The following is a 16,247-nucleotide window of genomic DNA, read 5'->3' on the forward strand; positions in this document are numbered from 1 at the left end:
AAGGTCGGTCAGCGGGAGCTGATCGAGGCGAACTTACGAATGCATAGTGGCACGAACACGAGCAACATCACGGTGATGCCGATAAGAACGGTGAGAATCGGGTTCTGCATGGTCCAGATATCAGGCACCGGTGCCGTGCCGAGGTTGCCGAAGAGCTGGCGCACCGCCTGCACGAGTGAGGACACCGGGTTCCACTCGGCGAAGAGGCGCAGAGGTGTCGGCAGGGTTTCACTCGGCACGAACGCATTTGAGACGAAGGTCAGGGGAAACAGAATGAGAAATGACGCATTGTTGATGACTTCGGGGCTCTTCACGCTCATGCCGAGCAGCGCCATCACCCAGCTGAAGGCGTAGCCGAACAGAAGCAGCAGGCCCACTCCGGCCAGAACCTCCAGCGGCGAGGTGTTCACCCGCCATCCGACGGCCAGTCCGGTTGCCATCATGATCACCATGGAGATGGTGTTGAGCACGAGGTCGCCGTTGGTTCGACCGATCAGCACAGCGGATGCGTTCATCGGCAGGCTCCGAAACCGGTCGATGATGCCCTCTTTCAGGTCGAGCGCCATGGCAGCTCCCGAGAACGTGGCACCGAACACGACGGTCTGGGCAAAGATGCCCGCCATCAGGAATTGCGTATAGTCGCTGCCCACCACGGCGATGGCGCCGCCATAGACCTGACTGAACAGCAGCACGAACATGATCGGTTGGATAACGGCGAAGACCAGCATGTCGGGCGACCGCTTGATCTTGATCAGGTTGCGCTTGGTGACGGTCCAGCCGTCGGAGTACCAGAGCGACAGCGGATTCCACGTCGGTAGCGGCGGCAGGGTGGCCACGCGGGATTCACCCGGGGCGAGGCCGGTCGCCATCGGCGGCTCTACCGGAACCGAAGCGTGCCTGGCGCTCATTTCACTTCCTCCAGGTCTGCCGTGTCGGCGTTCGCCCCGCGCGACTGGTCCCGTTTGGCCTGCGCCCGTTTCGAGAGTTTCGGCCCGTCCGAGTCGTCATCGCTCGCTGTGAGATCGGCTTTGTGCCCGGTGAGCTTGAGGAAAACGTCGTCGAGCGTGGGACGGCGCATTCCGGCATCGTGCAGGGTGATCTCAGCGGCACGCAAATCGGCGAGCATACTCTGCAGGGCGGTAGGCCCATCGGTGACGGCAACGTCGACCCCGCGACCGTCGGCGGAGACCGCAGGATCACCCGAGCCGTACCGGGCGAGAACGTCCCGCGCAGCGGCGCTGTCGGAGGCGTCGACGAGAGCCACCACCACACGGTGTCCACCGATCTGGGCCTTGAGCTGATCCGAGGTGCCGCCTGCGATGACCCGGCCGTCGTCGATGACGACGATGTCATCGGCGAGCTGGTCGGCCTCTTCGAGGTATTGCGTGGTCAGCAGCACGGTCGTGCCGTCGGCGACGAGACGCTTGATGACATCCCACAGGGCGATCCGGCTGCGGGGGTCGAGCCCGGTGGTCGGCTCGTCGAGAAAGAGCACCTTGGGATTGATCACGAGCGCGCCGGCCAGGTCGATGCGGCGGCGCATACCGCCCGAGAAGCCCTTGACCGGCCGGTTGCCCGCGGCGGTGAGCTCGAACAGGTCGATGAGCTCCTGCGCCCGTTTGCGGGCAGCCGCCCCGCCCAGGTGATAGAGGCGACCGACCATCTCGAGGTTCTCGAATCCGGTGAGGTTCTCGTCGACGGCGGCGTACTGGCCAGAGACCCCGATGATGCGGCGTACTGATTTGGGGTGGCGCACGACGTCTATTCCGTCGATGACGGCGGTGCCGGCATCCGGTCGAATCAGTGTCGTGAGCATCTTCACGACGGTGGTCTTTCCGGCGCCGTTCGGTCCGAGGAGGGCTTTGACCGTACCGCGCGGAACCTGCAAGTCGAGTCCGGCGAGCGCGTGCACCGGCCCACTCTTGGATTGGTAGGTCTTGGTCAGGCCGCGGGCTTCTATGATCACGTGGAATCCTTGCCGTATCGGGGGTGCAATCAGCTTCGATGCCATGCTAGTAATCCCCTCCGACATCGACAACCGCCCGCCCGCCCAATCTTGGACCGGGCCCCGTCCCCGGGCGAATCTCGAACCCACTTCCCCATAAGAGGTTCGGCGATGCAGTGTTTTGCGGCCGCGCCACCCGCTGTTCCTGTGAAGATCTCAGGAAGGAGGCCCGTTTCTGGCAGCGACCACGGAGTGTCCTATGCACTGCCGATGAATCGCCCGGGCAGGCCACACGCCTGTCAGTGTTCATGCGGGGAGACACCCCATGGAGAGGTATTTATGACTACGACCACCACGCGATCCACTGACGACCGGATGCGGCCCGCAGCTGCTCATCCCGACGGCACGACCGCGCGCCTGATCGACCAGCACCTGCTCACGCGCCGGATCACCGTTGCGCTGTCGCTCGCCGTCATCGGGGCGATTCACATTCTCGACCTTCCGAGCAAATTCGCCGAAACTCCCTACCTCGCCTTCGCCTACGTCGGAATCATCATTGCCGCAGCCGTGTTGATCGAACGGGTTCTCATCGTGGGATCGAGAATCGACTTCCTCGCCGCCGCTGCGCTGTCCGCGGCCGTCATCGTCGGCTTTGTCATCAATCGCACGGTCGGCATGCCGATGGCGACGGGCGACATTGGAAACTGGTTGGAACCGCTTGGCCTGTTGTCACTCGCCGTCGAGTTCTTCGCCATCTGGCAGTCGCTCGTGGCCGCGCTGGTCTACCACCGCAAGGCGCGCTGACCATTCGGGCTCACCGTTACGGTGACGCGGTTCCAGCCTGAAAACTGGGCCCGCGTTCGTGAGGTGGGCCCGGGCACGCCCGGCTACAGCCGGGCTAGGCGCTCGATGTCCTCGAGGAACTCGGCGGCAACATCGTCGGACACGGTGCGGCGGGTTTCGGAGATCGCCAGGGCATAGTCGTCGGTGCTCGGGCCGTTGATGACGAGCCCGTCGCCGGAACGGTAGAGCGCGTTCTCGAGCGCGTGCTGGGAGGCCCGATGGGCGGCGTACTCGACGTCGGCGGGCGAGAACCCGTCGCTTTTCTCGACCAGAACGGCGAGGTCGACCTCGCCGGACACCGCATCCGGAATGTACCGCTCCCAGATGGCCTGGCGAGCGGCGACATCCGGCAGGCCGATCGGCACGACATAGTCGAAGCGGCCATGCCGGAGGAAGGCGGAGTCGAGCGCGCGAATGAAGTTGGTCGCACAGACCAGCAGGCGTCCGGGCTGTTCGCGGAAGGCCGGAATGATCTTGAGCAGCTCGTTGGTGACGCCCTGCATGGCCGACGGCGGTTCGCCGGAGCGTTGGGCGGCGATCTCTTCGACCTCGTCGATGAACACGACCGCGTGTTCGAGCTCGGAGATTTTGAGAAAGGTTTCGCGCAGTGCTCCCGCGAGCCCCTGCGGGTCGGCAGCGAGTCGCGACGGAAAGACTTCGATGAACGACCACTCCAGGCGGGAGGCGATCGCCTTGGCGAAGGTGGTCTTTCCGGTGCCGGGAGGGCCGAACAGAACGACGGCTTTGGGCGGTGAGACCCCGTATTGCTCGGCGAGTTCGGGCTTGGCCAGGGGCATGACCAACCGGCGCTCGAGCAGTTCCTTCTCGTGCGCCATGCCGCCGACCTTCTGCCAGAGGTCGCGCGGCAGCACCCGGCCGCCCAGCTCGCCGAGCAGCTTGAGCTCCTCGCGCTGCACCGGAATGTGCCGTTCGAAGTAGCGCAGGTTCTTCTTCACTTCGAATCCGCGGTTGAGAAAGGCATCCACCTTGGTCTCGGATTCGGGCATGAGCGCCGAGAGCTTGGTCATGCCGTGCGGGGCCATCCGGGCTTCCAGCGCGGCGAGCATGGCCGTGCCGATGCCCTGGCTCTGCCAGTTCTCGGCGGTGGCAAGAAAAACGATCCAGCCCTGCGCATGGGCGGCCCGGCCGACGGCGGCACCGACGACCTCATCGCCGTGCACCGCCACGACGGCGTGGTCCTTCTCGCAGGAGGCGAGTACCTCGGAGAGACCGTAGACCGGCTCCGTGTCGGACGCCTTGAGTTCTTCCCACAGGCGCAGAATGCCGTCCAGGTCGTCGGAGTGAAAATCGCGCAGTCGCCAGCCAGTCATCGTGAACCTCGCATTGTTGGGTGTGCTGCCAATCTATTGCACCCACTCAGGCTCGAAACGCGGCAGCGAGAATGCCGGACAGCCTGCGCACCGACGGGCGCGCGGCGAATTCGGTCAGCAGGCGGGCGGTCAAAGTGCCACTGCGAGCCGACACGAACCACGGCGGCTTCGGCAGCAGAGCCCACTCACCATGCACCACCGAGCGTGGAAACGGCCGAAACGGCCCACGCACGACGGTGCGCTCCACCTCGTCGAGCAGCAGCGCGTTGTGCACCACGCCAATGCCGCTCTGCACGTTGTCGAGGGTGTGCCCCGGAAACGCTCCCCACGGCGCGGCGGCCGACAGAAAGCCCACGCCGGTACACGCGTTGATCGCAATCGTTCCGTAGCGCAGGCGCGCCACGGCCTGCTCGAACCCCGGCCCAAGCTGTCGGATGGTGGATGGCGCCCCGAGAATATTGGCTCCGAGCGTTCCCAGGAAGTCGCGGTTGACGGTCTCCACCGCCAAGTCAAGAAAGGACTGGCCGGAGGCAGCAAGTTCGACGACGCCCAGCACCGGCGCGAAGTATTCCGTAGTGAGCATAGCTTCGCTCGAAGCGGATGCCGCCACGAGCAGTCGCCCGCCGGGAATCGACCTAGCGGCGGGATACGCGGCACGGGCCGCGCGCATCCGCTCGTCGCTGCCGGGATACCAGGCCGGTCGAGCCGGCGAGGCCGCCGGAGCGGCGGCGACCGCGTCGAGGAATGCGGTCTTCTGCGGCCAGACCGAGCTGAGCACGAGCACCTGGCCAGCGATGCAGTTGTAGCCACCGTTGTGCAGCCGCATGGTGGCCACGTGCTCGGCCTGGTAGCGCAGGTCCCTGGCGCTCCAGCGGCCGGGCAGCACGATGATCGGCGAGACTCCGCCGAGCTCACTGCTGATCGGTTTACCCAGGCCGGGAGTTCTTGAGCCGCCGAACACAATCGCATCGTCTGTGGCCGCGCTGCCGGTGATGTGCACATGGCTGATGCCGGGGTGACGGGCGAGGTAGGCGCCCACGTCGGCGCCGCTGGTGACGGGCGCAGCAGTCCCGCGTCGATGAGCGGGGCGAGCGCCGCGCTATAGACGGCAAGCAGACCGTCGAAGGTGGAATTGAGTTTGAGAATCGAGACCCGATTGTGCGCGATCAGCTCGTAGAGCACGTCGAGGCGTGCGATCGAGGATACATTGCCGGCGCCGAGCACGAGGCCGACGCCATTGCGCGCTGTCGGTGTGAGCTGGCCCAGCCCGGCCTGGGCACGGGCCTGCGCCGCCGAGACGCCCGGTCGAAGCCACGCCCGGGCCGTGAAGCCGTGCAGCAGCAGGCCGTCCCAGGCGTTGTGCGGAAGCACGGCAACGGTGACCCGGCCGTCGGGCGCCCGCCCGAACGCTGGCCGGCGAGGGGGCTCCGCCCGGTGGCGAGCGTGCGGAGCGTGCGGCCCAGCGCAGTCAGGGAGGTGAGCACGCCGTAGGGTCCGGTCAGCTATTCCTCGCCGATGAGCGGCGACGAGGGCTCGAGGCCCTTGGCCCGGGCGGCCGCAGCCCCCCAGGGCTCGGCCTCCGCCGCAACGGATGCCCCGGTGTGCTCCAGCAGCTCGGCGCGCGCCTCGAGGGTGGTCGCCGCCCACCGCTGGCTTCCGTCGGTCAGCTCGGTAATGGCAAGGTCGAGCGCAGCCTGATCTGCCGTCATTGGTCTCCCGTGATTGCGGCCCAGCCTAGTGGGCAAACTGCCGAGAGAGGCTCCGTACGGCGGGGCTAGTGCAGGGCGACCGGGCAGTGCAGCTGCGTGCGTTCACCGGTGCGGTCGATGTCGTGCTGGTCCATCGGCTGGGCGCAGACCGGGCAGCCGCGCACGGGCGCGGGCGCTGCCGGCAGCAGATCGGACCCGCTCGGACCGACCGGCGGCGGCCCGAGAATGGGAAACAGCCGACCGTTGAGCCAAGCCGTGAGTCCGCCAGGTCCCTTGATGCGCGGGTGGGAATCCTTACCGTGTGTCATAACTGTTAGTGTACTAACTAAATGCAGGAAGAACAACCAGCCGGAACGGAACGCCCCCATGACATCGTCAACGCTTGAGAACCCCCTCGCTCTCGACAACCAGGTCTGCTTCGCGCTCGCGATCGCCTCGCGCAACGTCATTGCGCTGTATCGTCCCATACTGGAGCCGCTGGGTCTCACACATCCGCAATATCTGGTGATGCTCGCCCTCTGGGACCAGAGCCCGCGCACGCTCAAGGGCCTCGGCCAGACGCTGTGCCTTGAGCCGGCCACCCTCTCCCCGCTGCTCAAACGCCTGGAAGCGTCGGGCTACGTGCGCCGCCAGCGTCGCGTGGCCGACGAACGCACGCTCGATATCACTCTGACCGAGCGTGGTGTCGACCTGCGTTCGGTGGCCGAATCGATTCCGCCGCGGGTCGTCGAGGCGCTCAATATTCCCCTCGACGACCTGGCGACCCTGCGCGACGCGCTGCACCGAGTGATGGCCGCTACGTCCTGACACGTTCGGGCTAATTTCCTGAATAGGCCCTCAGGACGCATGGACGATACGGGCCGGCATCCGCTGATGGATGCCGGCCCGGGTGAGCCACGTCAGACGACGCGGGTCAGGCGATGGCGTCGGCGACGGTCAGCAGCTCGGCGTGGAAGGCCGAGGCGACGTGCGCGTTGGTGATGCGTCCGTTGTGCACGTTGAGGCCCTTGGCCAGGGCAGCGTCTTCGGCGGTGGCCTTCTTCCAGCCCTTCTGGGCCAGGGCGACGACGTAGGGCAGGGTCGCGTTGGTCAGCGCGCGGGTCGACGTGGCTGGCACGGCACCGGGCATATTGGCGACGCAGTAGTAGACGCTGTCGTGCACGGCAAAGGTGGGGTTGTCGTGGGTCGTGGCGTGCGAGCCCTCGAAGCAGCCGCCCTGGTCGATCGCGATGTCCACGAGCACGGAGCCCGGCTTCATCGATGCGACCATGGCGTCGGTGACGAGCTTGGGTGCCTGCGCGCCCGGAATGAGCACGGACCCGATCACGAGGTCGGCCTCGCGCACCTGCTCGGCGATCTCATACTGGGTCGACGCGCGCGTCTGGATCTCGCCGTTGAAGCGGGCCTCGAGTTGGCGCAGGCGGGCCAGCGACAGGTCGATGATGGTCACATCGGCGCCCATGCCGAGGGCGTTGGCCGCGGCGTGCTCGCCCGCGACACCGCCGCCGATCACGACGACCTTGGCCTTGGGGGTTCCGGGAACGCCGCCGAGCAGGATTCCGCTGCCGCCGTTGGCGCTCAGCAGGTGGTACGCACCGACCTGCACGGACAGGCGGCCGGCGACCTCGCTCATCGGCGAGAGCAGCGGCAGGCTGCGGTCGGGCAACTGCACGGTCTCGTACGCGATCGCGGTCGTGCCCGACTTGATCAGCGCGTCGGTGCACTCAGCGGATGCCGCGAGGTGCAGATAGGTGAACAGCACCTGGCCCTGACGCATCAGCGGGTATTCGCTGGCAATGGGCTCCTTGACCTTCAGGAGCAGTTCGGCCGCGGCCCACACTTCGGCGGCGGTGTCGACAATGGATGCCCCGGCGAGGCGAAAAGCATCATCGGTGATGCTCGAGCCCAGTCCGGCGCCCTTCTCGATGATGACGTCGTGGCCGCGACGGGTGAGCTCGTTGACGCCGGCCGGGGTGATCGCAACGCGGTTCTCGTTGTTCTTGATCTCAGTGGGAATGCCGACCAACATAAGTGCTCCGTCTCGGTTACTTCTGCCGAACGACTCGGCTTTGATAGAGGTAAGACTGCTATTGATTCGTTTCCGCTAGGTAAAATCCGTAGAATCTGCCAGACTTCAAGAATATTCCACGAAATATGCGGCTAGTTGGAGATGTGCGATGGCAGAAACGAAGAGGATTCGGGTCACCGAGACCCTCGACGAAATCGACCGCATTCTGGTCGCGGAACTGCAGGCCGATTCCCGCACCACCAACAGCCGGCTCGCCAGCGCCGCCGGCATCGCCGAGTCCACCTGTGTGTCCCGGGTGCGTTCCCTGGTCAGCCGCGGAATCGTCACCGGCTTCACGGCCATGGTCGACCCGAAGTCGATCGGTCTCGGCCTGCAGGCGCTGATCAGTGTGAGCATTCGCGCGGGCGCCCGCACCCACATTCCCGCGTTTCGGGATTCGATCCGGGTGATGCCGCGCGTGGTGCAGCTGTTTTTTCTCGGCGGCTCCGAGGACTTCATCATTCACCTGTCGGCCCGGGACACCGACGATGTGCGCGATTTCGTGCTGGAGAACCTCTCCGCCAACCCCGCAGTCGCCTCCACCCGCACGAGCATGGTGTTCGAGCACTTCTACAACGGCGTCGCGCCGGAGTAGTTCAGGCGCGCCAGTAGCCGACCTTGCCGAGCAACTGCACCTCGCGATTCGAGCCCTCCGGCACCGCCACCTCGGGCGGAAACACGCCGAAACCGCGCCACATTTCGATGTCGGGCGCGATCTGCTCCCAGAGGTTTTCGACCAGCACGTCGGGCAGCGAGTAGTCGAGACCGATGTGCTTGGCGATGCTCCAGGCCTGGAAGGCCCGGTAGAGGGCGGTGTGCTGCAGAGCTTCGCCGAGAGAATAGTCGCCGTAGCTAAGGTGTACGACCTTGTCGGGGTCGAGGTCGCCGTTGGCTACTTTCGTCGTCGATTCGTTGAGGCGGTCGTAATTGCCGATCGGATCGTCACCGAGCAGGTCGCCCTTATAGGTGTCGCCGACCTCCTCGATCGTGCGGCCTTCCAGCACCGCGGGCAGCCAGGCTTCGTCCTCGGCGTGCGAGGCGAGAATGTCGCGCAGCGTCGGATTCGACTTGCGTGACCACTCGGCTGGTGCCGGCTGGTCGAGCTGCGCGGGAGTGATCTGGTCTACGACGCAGCGCAGCGCGGCATCCGCTTGAAGGAACATCTCTCTCTGCTTCATCGGGGCAAGCTAGCACGGCTGACCCCGATCGGCTAGACGCTCAACCGATCCGGGCCACGATTACGGCGATCTGCGCGACCGTCGGGTTGCCCACCTTCCGCAGGTGCTCGGCGATGGCGTCGTGTACCCGCCCACTGACATCAGCCGAGGACTCGGCGGCCCCAATGCCGATCTTCGCCGTGACCCGCACGCCATCGGACTGCGCAACCGTGTGCACCAGCGGCGCTGCGGGCGCGTGGTGTGCCACCGCATCGAGGGCGGTGGTGAGTACTGTGGCCACGATCGACCGAGCCGGGTACAGCGCGTCGACCCCGGGAACCTGGCGTACCAGCGCGTCAAGCTGGTCGGTGAACGGAATAACCGTGGTCATCAGTGCTCCTTTTCTTGGGCGGATGCATCGGGCAGGGCCTGCAGGTCACTCACCGTGATGTCGATGGCCGCTACGACAAGTTCCGTGTATTTGCCGAGCGCGGCGTACATCGCATGGCGCAGTTGATCGGCGAGCAGCGGAATTTTCTCCCCCGGGAATACGGTCACATCGACCTCGATGACGATCGGCGTGCCGGGTACGTTGACGTCGCCGACCAGCACACACCGGCCTACGAACACGTTCTGCATACGGTCGCCGGACTCCCGCAGAATGCCGCGCACGGCGCCTTCCGTCACGACCAGCCGCGCGGTCGGGACAGGATGGGTCAGCGGAATATCCCGGCCGGCGTGAGCTTCCAGGGCGATGTTGTCGAGAATGGCCGACACCCAGCTGTCGTCCCGCCGCGATTCACGTTCGAGGTCTAGCTTGAGCAATAGCCGTTGGGCCCGGCGCAAGCGTTCGAGACCACGCAGGGCAATCTCACACTCCGGCGAATCGTCGATACTCGGGTCGGCTGGCGTTCGGTCGCGATCCAGGTAGTCGCTGACCTGCTCGATGGTGTGGCCGTTGAGCCCGGCCTGTTCCCGCTCGGTATCATCGAGGTCGAATGCGAGGAAGCGCCTGTTTGCCGGCGTCAGTTCGGTCATCGCCATTCCTCCATCTCGCGAAGCAGGGTTTTTCGGGCACGGGCCAGCAATCCGCGCACGGTCGAGAGCGGCAGGCCCAACTCGGCCGCGATATCACCGTAGCTGTACTCGGCGAGTTCCCGCAGGGTCCAGCAGCGGCGCTGGTCTTCGGGGAGGGTGGCCAGCACCCGGGCGAGAGCCTCGGTCTGCGATTCGGTCTCGGCGAGAACGTGCGGGGCGTGCTCGTCGGGCGCAGGGACATCCGCGTCGTCGATGTTGACGTGCTGACGGCGCGCGCGCACCCGATCGATGCTCTTGCGGCTGACGATGCGCATCAGCCAGCTCTTCACCGCGCTGCCGTCCTCGAGCGTGCCGAGTTGCTGCCAGGCCGTGATGAACGCCTCCTGCACCACGTCATCGGTCTCGTCGTTGGAGCCGAGTACCCGCGTCGCATAGACCCGCATGAGCGGGCCGTACCGCCGCACCAGCACCTCGAAGGCGCGCAGGTCGCCGTCGGCGGCACGGTCGGCGAGCATCTGGTCCGACGCTGATGCGAGCGGCGACGCGACCTGCTCACGCAGAGAGCCGGGCATTGTCCCTCCTCTGAGGCTAAATATTTCTCATCTTCGCGTGACGAATATGTCACAAGTTTCGTCCTACAGGTAATAATCCGCTTTCGGCCTGTTCCGACGGCCCGATATGAAGGAGTAACATCATGGACCTCATCGACAGCAACGGCAACGCCTCCGCCAGCACGTCTCCCCGCAGCAGTGCGCCGACCGGCACAGCTCTAGCCGGTGAGCCACTCACCGGCACGGGAAAGACCGTGATCAATGATGGAGTCGTGGCCAAGGTCGCTGGAATCGCCGCGCGCGAGGTCACCGGCGTGCACGCCCTCGGTGGCGGTGCGGCCCGAGCCCTCGGCGCAATTCGTGAGGCGATGAACAACACCGACGTGAGCCAGGGCATCTCGGTGGAGGTGGGCGAAACGCAAGTCGCCGTAGACGTGACGATCGTCGCCGAGTACCCCGTGCAGCTGCAGCAGGTGGCCAACGACATTCGCTCGAGTGTCATTCGGGCCATTGAAGACCTGATCGGACTCGAAGTTACCGAGGTCAACGTGACGATCGTCGATATTCACCTGCCCAGCGACGACGCCGCCGACGCTGAGCCGAGCAAAGCTGCACTGCGGTGACCAGTGCAACCCGAACAGGAATGCTGGTCGGTGCGGTTCTCGCGCTGACCTGGGTGATTCTGGGCTTTTGGGCATTTCTGTTCGTGGGCCTGGCCATGCTGGTCGGCGCCCTCGTGGGCCGCGTGGTTGACGGCCGTCTCGACGTGAGCTCACTGATCGGAGCCTTTCAGGGAAAGCGCTCATCGTCGTGAGCGTGACGACAGACTCCGCGGGCTGGTTTCTCGGCGAAGGTATCCCCAGTGACACTCCCATGGAACCAACGAATGCCGCACTGCCGGCGGCCACAAGCCCTGGTCGAACCCGCGTTGTGCCGCGGGCGTTGCGCCAGATCGTGTCCATGGTTACTGCGGAGTCGCTCGGCGTGGCGCCCAATCAGGTCGGCGTCGAACTCGGCGACGACCATGGGATGCTCGCGCTCACGGTCAGCACCTCAATCCGCGTGGTTTCCCTGCAGCGTGTCACGAGCGAAGCGGCCCTCATCACTCGCACCGGGGGAACCATCCTGGCTCGATCCGCGCAATCACAGACCGACATTCGACGCCGCGTCGGCGAGCTCACCGGTGCCGACATCGGTCGGGTTACCGTGCGCGTGACCGGGGTGGATGTCGCTCGGGAACGGCGCGTGCGATGAGTGCGTCGACATCGGCTACCTACGGGCGCATCCGTCGTCGCGAACTGCACTCGCCGCGGGCTGCCGCAGCCATCTCAGTGGCGATCGTGGTCATTCTGCTGTGCGCCTGGCTAGGTACGGAGATCGTGCTACGGCTGACAAATCAGCCAGCGCTGCTGACGGCGCCGGCTGATCTGGCCGACGGCGTGGCGTCCGCGTCGAGCGCACCCCTGCCACTGCTCATCGGAACCGCCGTCGGCTGCGCGCTGGTCGGCCTCGTCTTGCTGGTCCTGGCACTCTCGCCCGGACGCAGGGCCCGGCACGTGATGGTTTCCGAGCGGGTGGTGACCATCGTCGATGACGAGGTCATCGCATCCGCTCTCGCGGGGCGCGCCGCTCGCACGGGCGGGATCGATCCGGACAACACCCGGGTGAGTATCTCGCGCCGCCTCGCCACGGTGCACCTGGTGCCCGCCTCGGGCCAGGCCGTGCACCACGACACTGTACTCACGGCGGTGCGCGATCAGCTCGACGGGCTGCAGTTGCGCCCGGCGTTACAGACGCGGGTCGTGGTGGCCGTCGACGCAAAGGTCGGAGCGTGAACAACACCAATCGAGCGCTCAACCGCAGCCTTCTACTCCTGACCGGCCTGCTGCTGCTCGCCGTGGCCGGCCTGCTCGGTCTGCTCGCGTCCCAGACCGCTGTGCAGGATGCCTGGCGCGCCATTTCCGACGCCACCCGTGCGAACGTCGCCGGCTGGCTCCAGGCCAGGCCGCTGGGTACAAGCACGCACAGCTGGCTCTGGATCGTCGCCCTCGCTCTGCTGCTGGCGGTCGTGGGCCTGCTGCTTCGTTTCATACTGCGGCAGGGCGGCGGCCACTCCGGCCGGTTGGTCAGCGAGCAGACGACCGATTGGGGCGCCACCCAGGTCGATTCCGCCGTCGCCGAGCAGTCACTGCAACAAGCGCTCGGTGAGCACCCCGAATTTCTGTCAACGCGCGTCTCGACCTACCAGGTGGTGGGAGAGGCAGTGCTCAAGGTCTCGGTGACCTGTCGCCGCGGCACGTCCCCGACCGACGTCGTGCGCATCGTCGAACAGTCCCTTAACGCCCTCGACGAGCTGCTCGGGCTGCGCATCCCCGCCCTGCTGCAGATCAGCGGAGGCTTTCGGGTGCGCACCAGCCGCAGCACCCGCATCCGCCGATCGGCGATCCCCCAACTCGCGTTCGGCGCGCCCCGCACCGAACGTTCCCCGGAAACACCACACGAAAGCGAGAACACCATGAGTGCAGCCGACAAGATCAAGAACGCCGCGCAGGACCTCAAGGGCAAGGCCACCGAGGCCGTCGGCAAGGCCACCAACGACGATTCCAAGGTCGCCGAAGGCCGTGCCGACCAGACTGCCGCGAGCGCTAAGAAGGTTGGTGAAGACGTCAAGGACGTCTTCAAGGACTAGCCCTATCCGGTGCGGATACGTCTTCACCCGCGAAGGACGCCGCTTCGCACACCGCGAACGTCGCCGCCGATCAGGCCGCGAACGTGGGCGACACCGCCGCGCACGCAGTCAGTGAAGTCGCCGACGTCACGAAGGATGAAGTCGGAAAAGTCGCCGCCGAGACCAGGCGAAGGACCTGCTGACGGATGCCCGCAGCCAACTTACGGAGCAGGCTGGCGAACAGCAGGCCAGAGTTGCTGAAGGCCTGCGCTCGATCAGCGACGAACTGACCCAGATGGCCAGCCGGGTCTCCTCGGTGACAACCCCGATCTGGCGGTTCGGGAACGATGACCGACCTGCATAGTCCGTCAGAGCAAAAAGCGGCGGAAACGTCGCTGGGCGATCTGCTGGGAGAAGTCACACGTGATCTCTCTACGCTCATGCGTCAGGAACTCGAACTGGCCAAGGCCTAGCGTCGCCAAACGGCCACCCGGACCGGTAAAGGTGCCGGAATGCTGGGTGGAGCCGGCTACGCCGCCATCATGGCCGTTCTATTCCTGTCGATCGCACTCTGGTGGGCTCTTGGCTACCTGGTCGGTAACGGCTGGTCCGGGCTTCTCGTGGCCAGCCTCTGGGCGATCATCGGGCTCGTACTGTTCCTGATCGGCCGCAAGGAATTGAAAGCCGTCAAGGGTGCGCCGCGCACCGTTGATTCCCTTAAGAAAATTCCCGGCACACTGAAACGAAATGAGGAAAACCGATGACCGACACCGACCGAACCCCCGATCAGATCCGGTCTGATATTGAGCGCACCCGGCGCGAGCTCGGCGGCGATGTCGACGCCCTCGCCGACAAAGTGACACCGTCCAAAATCATTCAGCGCCAGACCGACAAAGTGAAGTCCGCCTTCTGTATTGACGGTACTGAGTCATCAAACGGATGCTGCGGCTCGCCCGAGCCGCAGCATCCGTTATAGGCATCGACACTTTCTGGCAGCCGACCCAGCGCCAGATCAGTGAGAACGCAGTACATTTTCAGCGCCGGGATCGCGACCCCCGGCCTCACTCGACCCGAGCAGGAGATTTTCATGGTGGACGAAGGCCAGAGCCAGGACCTTGCCGACGCCCCGGCCCCCGATGATGACCGCAAGCCCGACTCCCCGACCGAGGTCACCAAGACGTCGTGGAAGTACGTCGCCAAACGCACGCTGAGTGAATTCGGCACCGACCAGTGCACCGACATTGCAGCGACGCTCACCTACTACGCCGTACTCTCGCTGTTTCCGGCGCTGATCGCCCTGGTTTCCCTGCTCGGGGTGTTCGGGCAGGGTAAGCAGTCGGCCGACACCCTGCTGACCATTCTGGCCTCGATCGCGCCAAGCGACGCCCTCGACGTCATTCGCGGGCCGATCGAACAGTTCAGCACCTCGCCCTCGGCAGGCTTCGCCCTGGTGGCGGGAATCGCGGTCGCGATCTGGTCGGCATCCGGTTATGTGGGTGCCTTCAGCCGGGCCATGAACCGCATCTACGAGATCGACGAGGGTCGCACGTTTCTGAAGCTCAAGCCCACCCAGTTGCTCGTGACGGTGATCGGCATCGCCCTGCTGCTTGTGGTCGTGCTTATCCTGGCCATTTCCGGTCCGGTAACGGATGCCGTAGGCGCTGCCCTCGGCCTCGGCCAGACCGTGCAGGTGGTCTGGTCCATCGCCAAATGGCCGGTGCTCGCGGCCACGGTCGTGCTGCTGATCGCGGTGCTGTACTACTTCACGCCGAACGTGCGGCAGCCGAAGTTTCGCTGGCTGTCGCTGGGCGCCCTCGTGGCCCTGGTGGCCATCGTCGTCGCCTCGCTGGGGTTCGGCTTCTACGTGACGACGTTCTCGAATTACGCCAAGACCTATGGTTCGCTGGCCGGCATCGTGATCTTTCTGCTCTGGCTCTGGCTGACCAACCTCGCCCTGCTGTTCGGGGCGGAGTTCGATGCCGAACTCGAACGTGGACGCCAGCTGCAGGCCGGCATCGCCGCCGAGCAGAATATTCAGCTTCCGCCGCGCGGCACGAAGAAGAGCCAGAAGGCCGCCCTGAAGGAGATGCAGACGGTCGCCGACGGCCGGCGCATCCGCAAAGCGAACGCCGCCCCGCGAGAGTAGCGAGACCCCCGACGTTTTTCCGGCCAACTTCACCACGCTCGCAAACTCCGGCGTTCTACGGATGCCCGGCCGTGATGGTGACGCGAGCGAATGCCATGTGCAACTCGACGCTGATGGCCGCCTCCGCCCCCTCGAAATCACCGGTCGATACATAGACGAAGCGCAAGGGTACGCAGCCGGCAAGAAGAGTTTCTGTGGGCACGGAGATCCACGCCCGGTCTCGGGCGTCGGTCGTCGCCAACAAGGTGGCGCCGGTGTAGACCTCGATGGTACCGGTGGGCTCGACAGCGTCCAGAGTGATAGTGAAGCCCATCCGGAGACCCACCCGCGCCTGGCTCGGAAACTGCTCGGTCACCGTCATTGTGGTCGCGCTTCCCTCCAGCGACTCCATGGCGAACGCCGGCGTGCCCAGGGTGGCTCCGAGCGCGAGTACGATCACTAGCCCTGTGCGGCGCATCACCGGGGTGACGGCGCGCAGAGACTGGGCGTAGCGCGAGCCCTGGCTGGCGGGGTGGGCGTGGGCATCCGGTTGTCTGATCATGGTCGGCGGACGGTCCGGACCGGACATGTGGAACCTCTTTCAGAAAGAATCCGCCCATGGTCGAATGCGGCTTTGGGCACTATGACGACGGATGCCGTCGCAGAGAAGACGACAATTCAACTCTGTGCGGTTCGCTGATCTGTACACTAACGAGCATGTGTGCCGCATGATATACCCCTGTTATGGTTAGTAGATACCTTTGCCACCACCGCATCACGACGTGTGCGGAGACTGGTTGGATAAGAGAGAG

Annotated in this window: 21 protein-coding genes and 2 pseudogenes; 11 read left to right on the forward strand and 12 right to left on the reverse strand. The window is 65.4% G+C overall.

Annotated features, from left to right (window positions below):
* Positions 1-8: 8 nt before the first annotated feature.
* Both E3T35_RS13305 and E3T35_RS13310 read right to left on the reverse strand, forming a co-directional pair.
* Entirely contained in the window at positions 9-908 is a 900-nt protein-coding gene (locus E3T35_RS13305) for an ABC transporter permease (RefSeq protein ID WP_370449333.1), read from the reverse strand.
* Complete coding sequence (locus E3T35_RS13310; protein ID WP_134379507.1) at positions 905-2,011, reverse strand: ATP-binding cassette domain-containing protein; 1,107 nt, start codon at positions 2,009-2,011, stop codon at positions 905-907. The genes E3T35_RS13305 and E3T35_RS13310 overlap by 4 nt, the downstream gene beginning before the upstream one ends.
* 273 nt (positions 2,012-2,284) lie before the next feature.
* Here E3T35_RS13310 and E3T35_RS13315 point away from each other — a divergent pair, with 273 nt between their 5' ends.
* On the forward strand, positions 2,285-2,749 hold the full coding sequence (locus E3T35_RS13315; RefSeq protein WP_134379509.1) for a hypothetical protein: 465 nt from the start codon (positions 2,285-2,287) through the stop codon (positions 2,747-2,749).
* 83 nt (positions 2,750-2,832) lie between these two features.
* On the opposite strand, the gene E3T35_RS13320 is transcribed toward E3T35_RS13315, so the two are convergent.
* The 4 genes from E3T35_RS13320 to E3T35_RS13330 form a co-directional block, all read right to left on the reverse strand.
* Positions 2,833-4,119 carry an ATP-binding protein gene (locus E3T35_RS13320; protein WP_134379511.1) on the reverse strand — a complete coding sequence of 429 codons (1,287 nt, stop codon included), beginning with the start codon at positions 4,117-4,119 and terminating at the stop codon, positions 2,833-2,835.
* A gap of 46 nt (positions 4,120-4,165) precedes the next feature.
* Positions 4,166-5,158 carry an aldehyde dehydrogenase family protein gene (locus E3T35_RS19860; RefSeq protein WP_241988851.1) on the reverse strand — a complete coding sequence of 331 codons (993 nt, stop codon included), beginning with the start codon at positions 5,156-5,158 and terminating at the stop codon, positions 4,166-4,168.
* 463 nt (positions 5,159-5,621) lie between these two features.
* Positions 5,622-5,828 (reverse strand): hypothetical protein, encoded by a 207-nt coding sequence (locus E3T35_RS19865; RefSeq protein ID WP_241988852.1) that lies wholly within the window; start codon positions 5,826-5,828, stop codon positions 5,622-5,624.
* 65 nt (positions 5,829-5,893) lie between these two features.
* Positions 5,894-6,136 (reverse strand): hypothetical protein, encoded by a 243-nt coding sequence (locus E3T35_RS13330; protein ID WP_134345513.1) that lies wholly within the window; start codon positions 6,134-6,136, stop codon positions 5,894-5,896.
* A 58-nt stretch (positions 6,137-6,194) separates the two neighbouring features.
* On the opposite strand from E3T35_RS13330, the gene E3T35_RS13335 reads away from it, so the two are divergent.
* The gene (locus E3T35_RS13335; protein ID WP_092341687.1) at positions 6,195-6,635 is read left to right on the forward strand and encodes a MarR family winged helix-turn-helix transcriptional regulator; all 441 of its coding nucleotides are present in this window, start codon (positions 6,195-6,197) and stop codon (positions 6,633-6,635) included.
* 106 nt (positions 6,636-6,741) lie between these two features.
* Here E3T35_RS13335 and ald read toward each other — a convergent pair whose 3' ends face one another.
* Complete coding sequence (gene ald / locus E3T35_RS13340) at positions 6,742-7,857, reverse strand: alanine dehydrogenase (protein ID WP_134379513.1); 1,116 nt, start codon at positions 7,855-7,857, stop codon at positions 6,742-6,744.
* A gap of 148 nt (positions 7,858-8,005) precedes the next feature.
* On the opposite strand from ald, the gene E3T35_RS13345 reads away from it, so the two are divergent.
* Positions 8,006-8,491, forward strand: a complete 486-nt coding sequence (locus E3T35_RS13345; RefSeq protein WP_134345514.1) for an Lrp/AsnC family transcriptional regulator — start codon at positions 8,006-8,008, stop codon at positions 8,489-8,491.
* 1 nt (position 8,492) lies between these two features.
* Here the strand turns inward: E3T35_RS13345 and E3T35_RS13350 are convergent, their stop codons facing one another.
* From E3T35_RS13350 to E3T35_RS13365, 4 genes are read right to left on the reverse strand one after another with little or no spacing between them, the layout of a single operon-like run.
* Entirely contained in the window at positions 8,493-9,074 is a 582-nt protein-coding gene (locus E3T35_RS13350) for a hypothetical protein (protein WP_134379515.1), read from the reverse strand.
* Positions 9,075-9,114: 40 nt separating this feature from the next.
* Positions 9,115-9,444, reverse strand: a complete 330-nt coding sequence (locus E3T35_RS13355; protein WP_134345516.1) for a hypothetical protein — start codon at positions 9,442-9,444, stop codon at positions 9,115-9,117.
* On the reverse strand, positions 9,444-10,091 hold the full coding sequence (locus tag E3T35_RS13360; RefSeq protein ID WP_134379517.1) for an Asp23/Gls24 family envelope stress response protein: 648 nt from the start codon (positions 10,089-10,091) through the stop codon (positions 9,444-9,446). The genes E3T35_RS13355 and E3T35_RS13360 overlap by 1 nt, the downstream gene beginning before the upstream one ends.
* On the reverse strand, positions 10,088-10,663 hold the full coding sequence (locus E3T35_RS13365; RefSeq protein WP_092341693.1) for an RNA polymerase sigma factor: 576 nt from the start codon (positions 10,661-10,663) through the stop codon (positions 10,088-10,090). The genes E3T35_RS13360 and E3T35_RS13365 overlap by 4 nt, the downstream gene beginning before the upstream one ends.
* A 122-nt stretch (positions 10,664-10,785) precedes the next feature.
* Here E3T35_RS13365 and E3T35_RS13370 point away from each other — a divergent pair, with 122 nt between their 5' ends.
* The 8 genes and pseudogenes from E3T35_RS13370 (at position 10,786) to E3T35_RS13405 (ending at position 15,456) form a co-directional block, all read left to right on the forward strand.
* Positions 10,786-11,265 carry an Asp23/Gls24 family envelope stress response protein gene (locus E3T35_RS13370; RefSeq protein ID WP_134379519.1) on the forward strand — a complete coding sequence of 160 codons (480 nt, stop codon included), beginning with the start codon at positions 10,786-10,788 and terminating at the stop codon, positions 11,263-11,265.
* Positions 11,262-11,456 carry a DUF2273 domain-containing protein gene (locus E3T35_RS13375; protein ID WP_241987776.1) on the forward strand — a complete coding sequence of 65 codons (195 nt, stop codon included), beginning with the start codon at positions 11,262-11,264 and terminating at the stop codon, positions 11,454-11,456. Before E3T35_RS13370 ends, E3T35_RS13375 begins: the two co-directional genes overlap by 4 nt.
* Before the next feature lie 2 nt (positions 11,457-11,458).
* Positions 11,459-11,896 (forward strand): hypothetical protein, encoded by a 438-nt coding sequence (locus tag E3T35_RS13380; protein WP_134379521.1) that lies wholly within the window; start codon positions 11,459-11,461, stop codon positions 11,894-11,896.
* Positions 11,893-12,477, forward strand: coding sequence for a DUF6286 domain-containing protein (locus tag E3T35_RS13385; protein ID WP_134379523.1), 585 nt, complete (start codon positions 11,893-11,895; stop codon positions 12,475-12,477). The genes E3T35_RS13380 and E3T35_RS13385 overlap by 4 nt, the downstream gene beginning before the upstream one ends.
* Positions 12,478-13,157: 680 nt before the next feature.
* Positions 13,158-13,331 (forward strand): CsbD family protein, encoded by a 174-nt coding sequence (locus tag E3T35_RS13390; protein ID WP_134345655.1) that lies wholly within the window; start codon positions 13,158-13,160, stop codon positions 13,329-13,331.
* A 326-nt stretch (positions 13,332-13,657) separates the two neighbouring features.
* Positions 13,658-14,074 (forward strand): annotated as a pseudogene (locus E3T35_RS13395) (phage holin family protein).
* A pseudogene (locus tag E3T35_RS13400) lies at positions 14,071-14,217 on the forward strand (DUF3618 domain-containing protein); the annotation flags it as partial. The pseudogenes E3T35_RS13395 and E3T35_RS13400, both read left to right, overlap by 4 nt.
* Positions 14,218-14,397: 180 nt before the next feature.
* The gene (locus E3T35_RS13405; protein WP_134379653.1) at positions 14,398-15,456 is read left to right on the forward strand and encodes a YihY/virulence factor BrkB family protein; all 1,059 of its coding nucleotides are present in this window, start codon (positions 14,398-14,400) and stop codon (positions 15,454-15,456) included.
* A 55-nt stretch (positions 15,457-15,511) separates the two neighbouring features.
* Here E3T35_RS13405 and E3T35_RS13410 read toward each other — a convergent pair whose 3' ends face one another.
* Positions 15,512-16,024 carry a hypothetical protein gene (locus tag E3T35_RS13410; protein WP_134379525.1) on the reverse strand — a complete coding sequence of 171 codons (513 nt, stop codon included), beginning with the start codon at positions 16,022-16,024 and terminating at the stop codon, positions 15,512-15,514.
* Positions 16,025-16,247 lie beyond the last annotated feature (223 nt).

Origin of the sequence: Cryobacterium sp. TMT1-2-2 (genome assembly GCF_004403505.1) — a bacterium.
GTDB lineage: Bacteria > Actinomycetota > Actinomycetes > Actinomycetales > Microbacteriaceae > Cryobacterium > Cryobacterium flavum.

Coding starts and splice junctions, on each gene's coding strand:
- E3T35_RS13335 (WP_092341687.1), top strand. CDS start 6,195: ATGACATCGTCAACGCTTGAGAACCCCCTCGCTCTCGACAACCAGGTC.
- ald (WP_134379513.1), bottom strand. CDS start 7,857: ATGTTGGTCGGCATTCCCACTGAGATCAAGAACAACGAGAACCGCGTT.
- E3T35_RS13385 (WP_134379523.1), top strand. CDS start 11,893: ATGAGTGCGTCGACATCGGCTACCTACGGGCGCATCCGTCGTCGCGAA.
- E3T35_RS13390 (WP_134345655.1), top strand. CDS start 13,158: ATGAGTGCAGCCGACAAGATCAAGAACGCCGCGCAGGACCTCAAGGGC.
- E3T35_RS13360 (WP_134379517.1), bottom strand. CDS start 10,091: ATGACCGAACTGACGCCGGCAAACAGGCGCTTCCTCGCATTCGACCTC.
- E3T35_RS13365 (WP_092341693.1), bottom strand. CDS start 10,663: ATGCCCGGCTCTCTGCGTGAGCAGGTCGCGTCGCCGCTCGCATCAGCG.
- E3T35_RS13345 (WP_134345514.1), top strand. CDS start 8,006: ATGGCAGAAACGAAGAGGATTCGGGTCACCGAGACCCTCGACGAAATC.
- E3T35_RS13320 (WP_134379511.1), bottom strand. CDS start 4,119: ATGACTGGCTGGCGACTGCGCGATTTTCACTCCGACGACCTGGACGGC.
- E3T35_RS13410 (WP_134379525.1), bottom strand. CDS start 16,024: ATGTCCGGTCCGGACCGTCCGCCGACCATGATCAGACAACCGGATGCC.
- E3T35_RS13370 (WP_134379519.1), top strand. CDS start 10,786: ATGGACCTCATCGACAGCAACGGCAACGCCTCCGCCAGCACGTCTCCC.
- E3T35_RS13355 (WP_134345516.1), bottom strand. CDS start 9,444: ATGACCACGGTTATTCCGTTCACCGACCAGCTTGACGCGCTGGTACGC.
- E3T35_RS13330 (WP_134345513.1), bottom strand. CDS start 6,136: ATGACACACGGTAAGGATTCCCACCCGCGCATCAAGGGACCTGGCGGA.
- E3T35_RS13350 (WP_134379515.1), bottom strand. CDS start 9,074: ATGAAGCAGAGAGAGATGTTCCTTCAAGCGGATGCCGCGCTGCGCTGC.
- E3T35_RS13305 (WP_370449333.1), bottom strand. CDS start 908: ATGAGCGCCAGGCACGCTTCGGTTCCGGTAGAGCCGCCGATGGCGACC.
- E3T35_RS19865 (WP_241988852.1), bottom strand. CDS start 5,828: ATGACGGCAGATCAGGCTGCGCTCGACCTTGCCATTACCGAGCTGACC.
- E3T35_RS13405 (WP_134379653.1), top strand. CDS start 14,398: ATGGTGGACGAAGGCCAGAGCCAGGACCTTGCCGACGCCCCGGCCCCC.
- E3T35_RS13315 (WP_134379509.1), top strand. CDS start 2,285: ATGACTACGACCACCACGCGATCCACTGACGACCGGATGCGGCCCGCA.
- E3T35_RS13310 (WP_134379507.1), bottom strand. CDS start 2,011: ATGGCATCGAAGCTGATTGCACCCCCGATACGGCAAGGATTCCACGTG.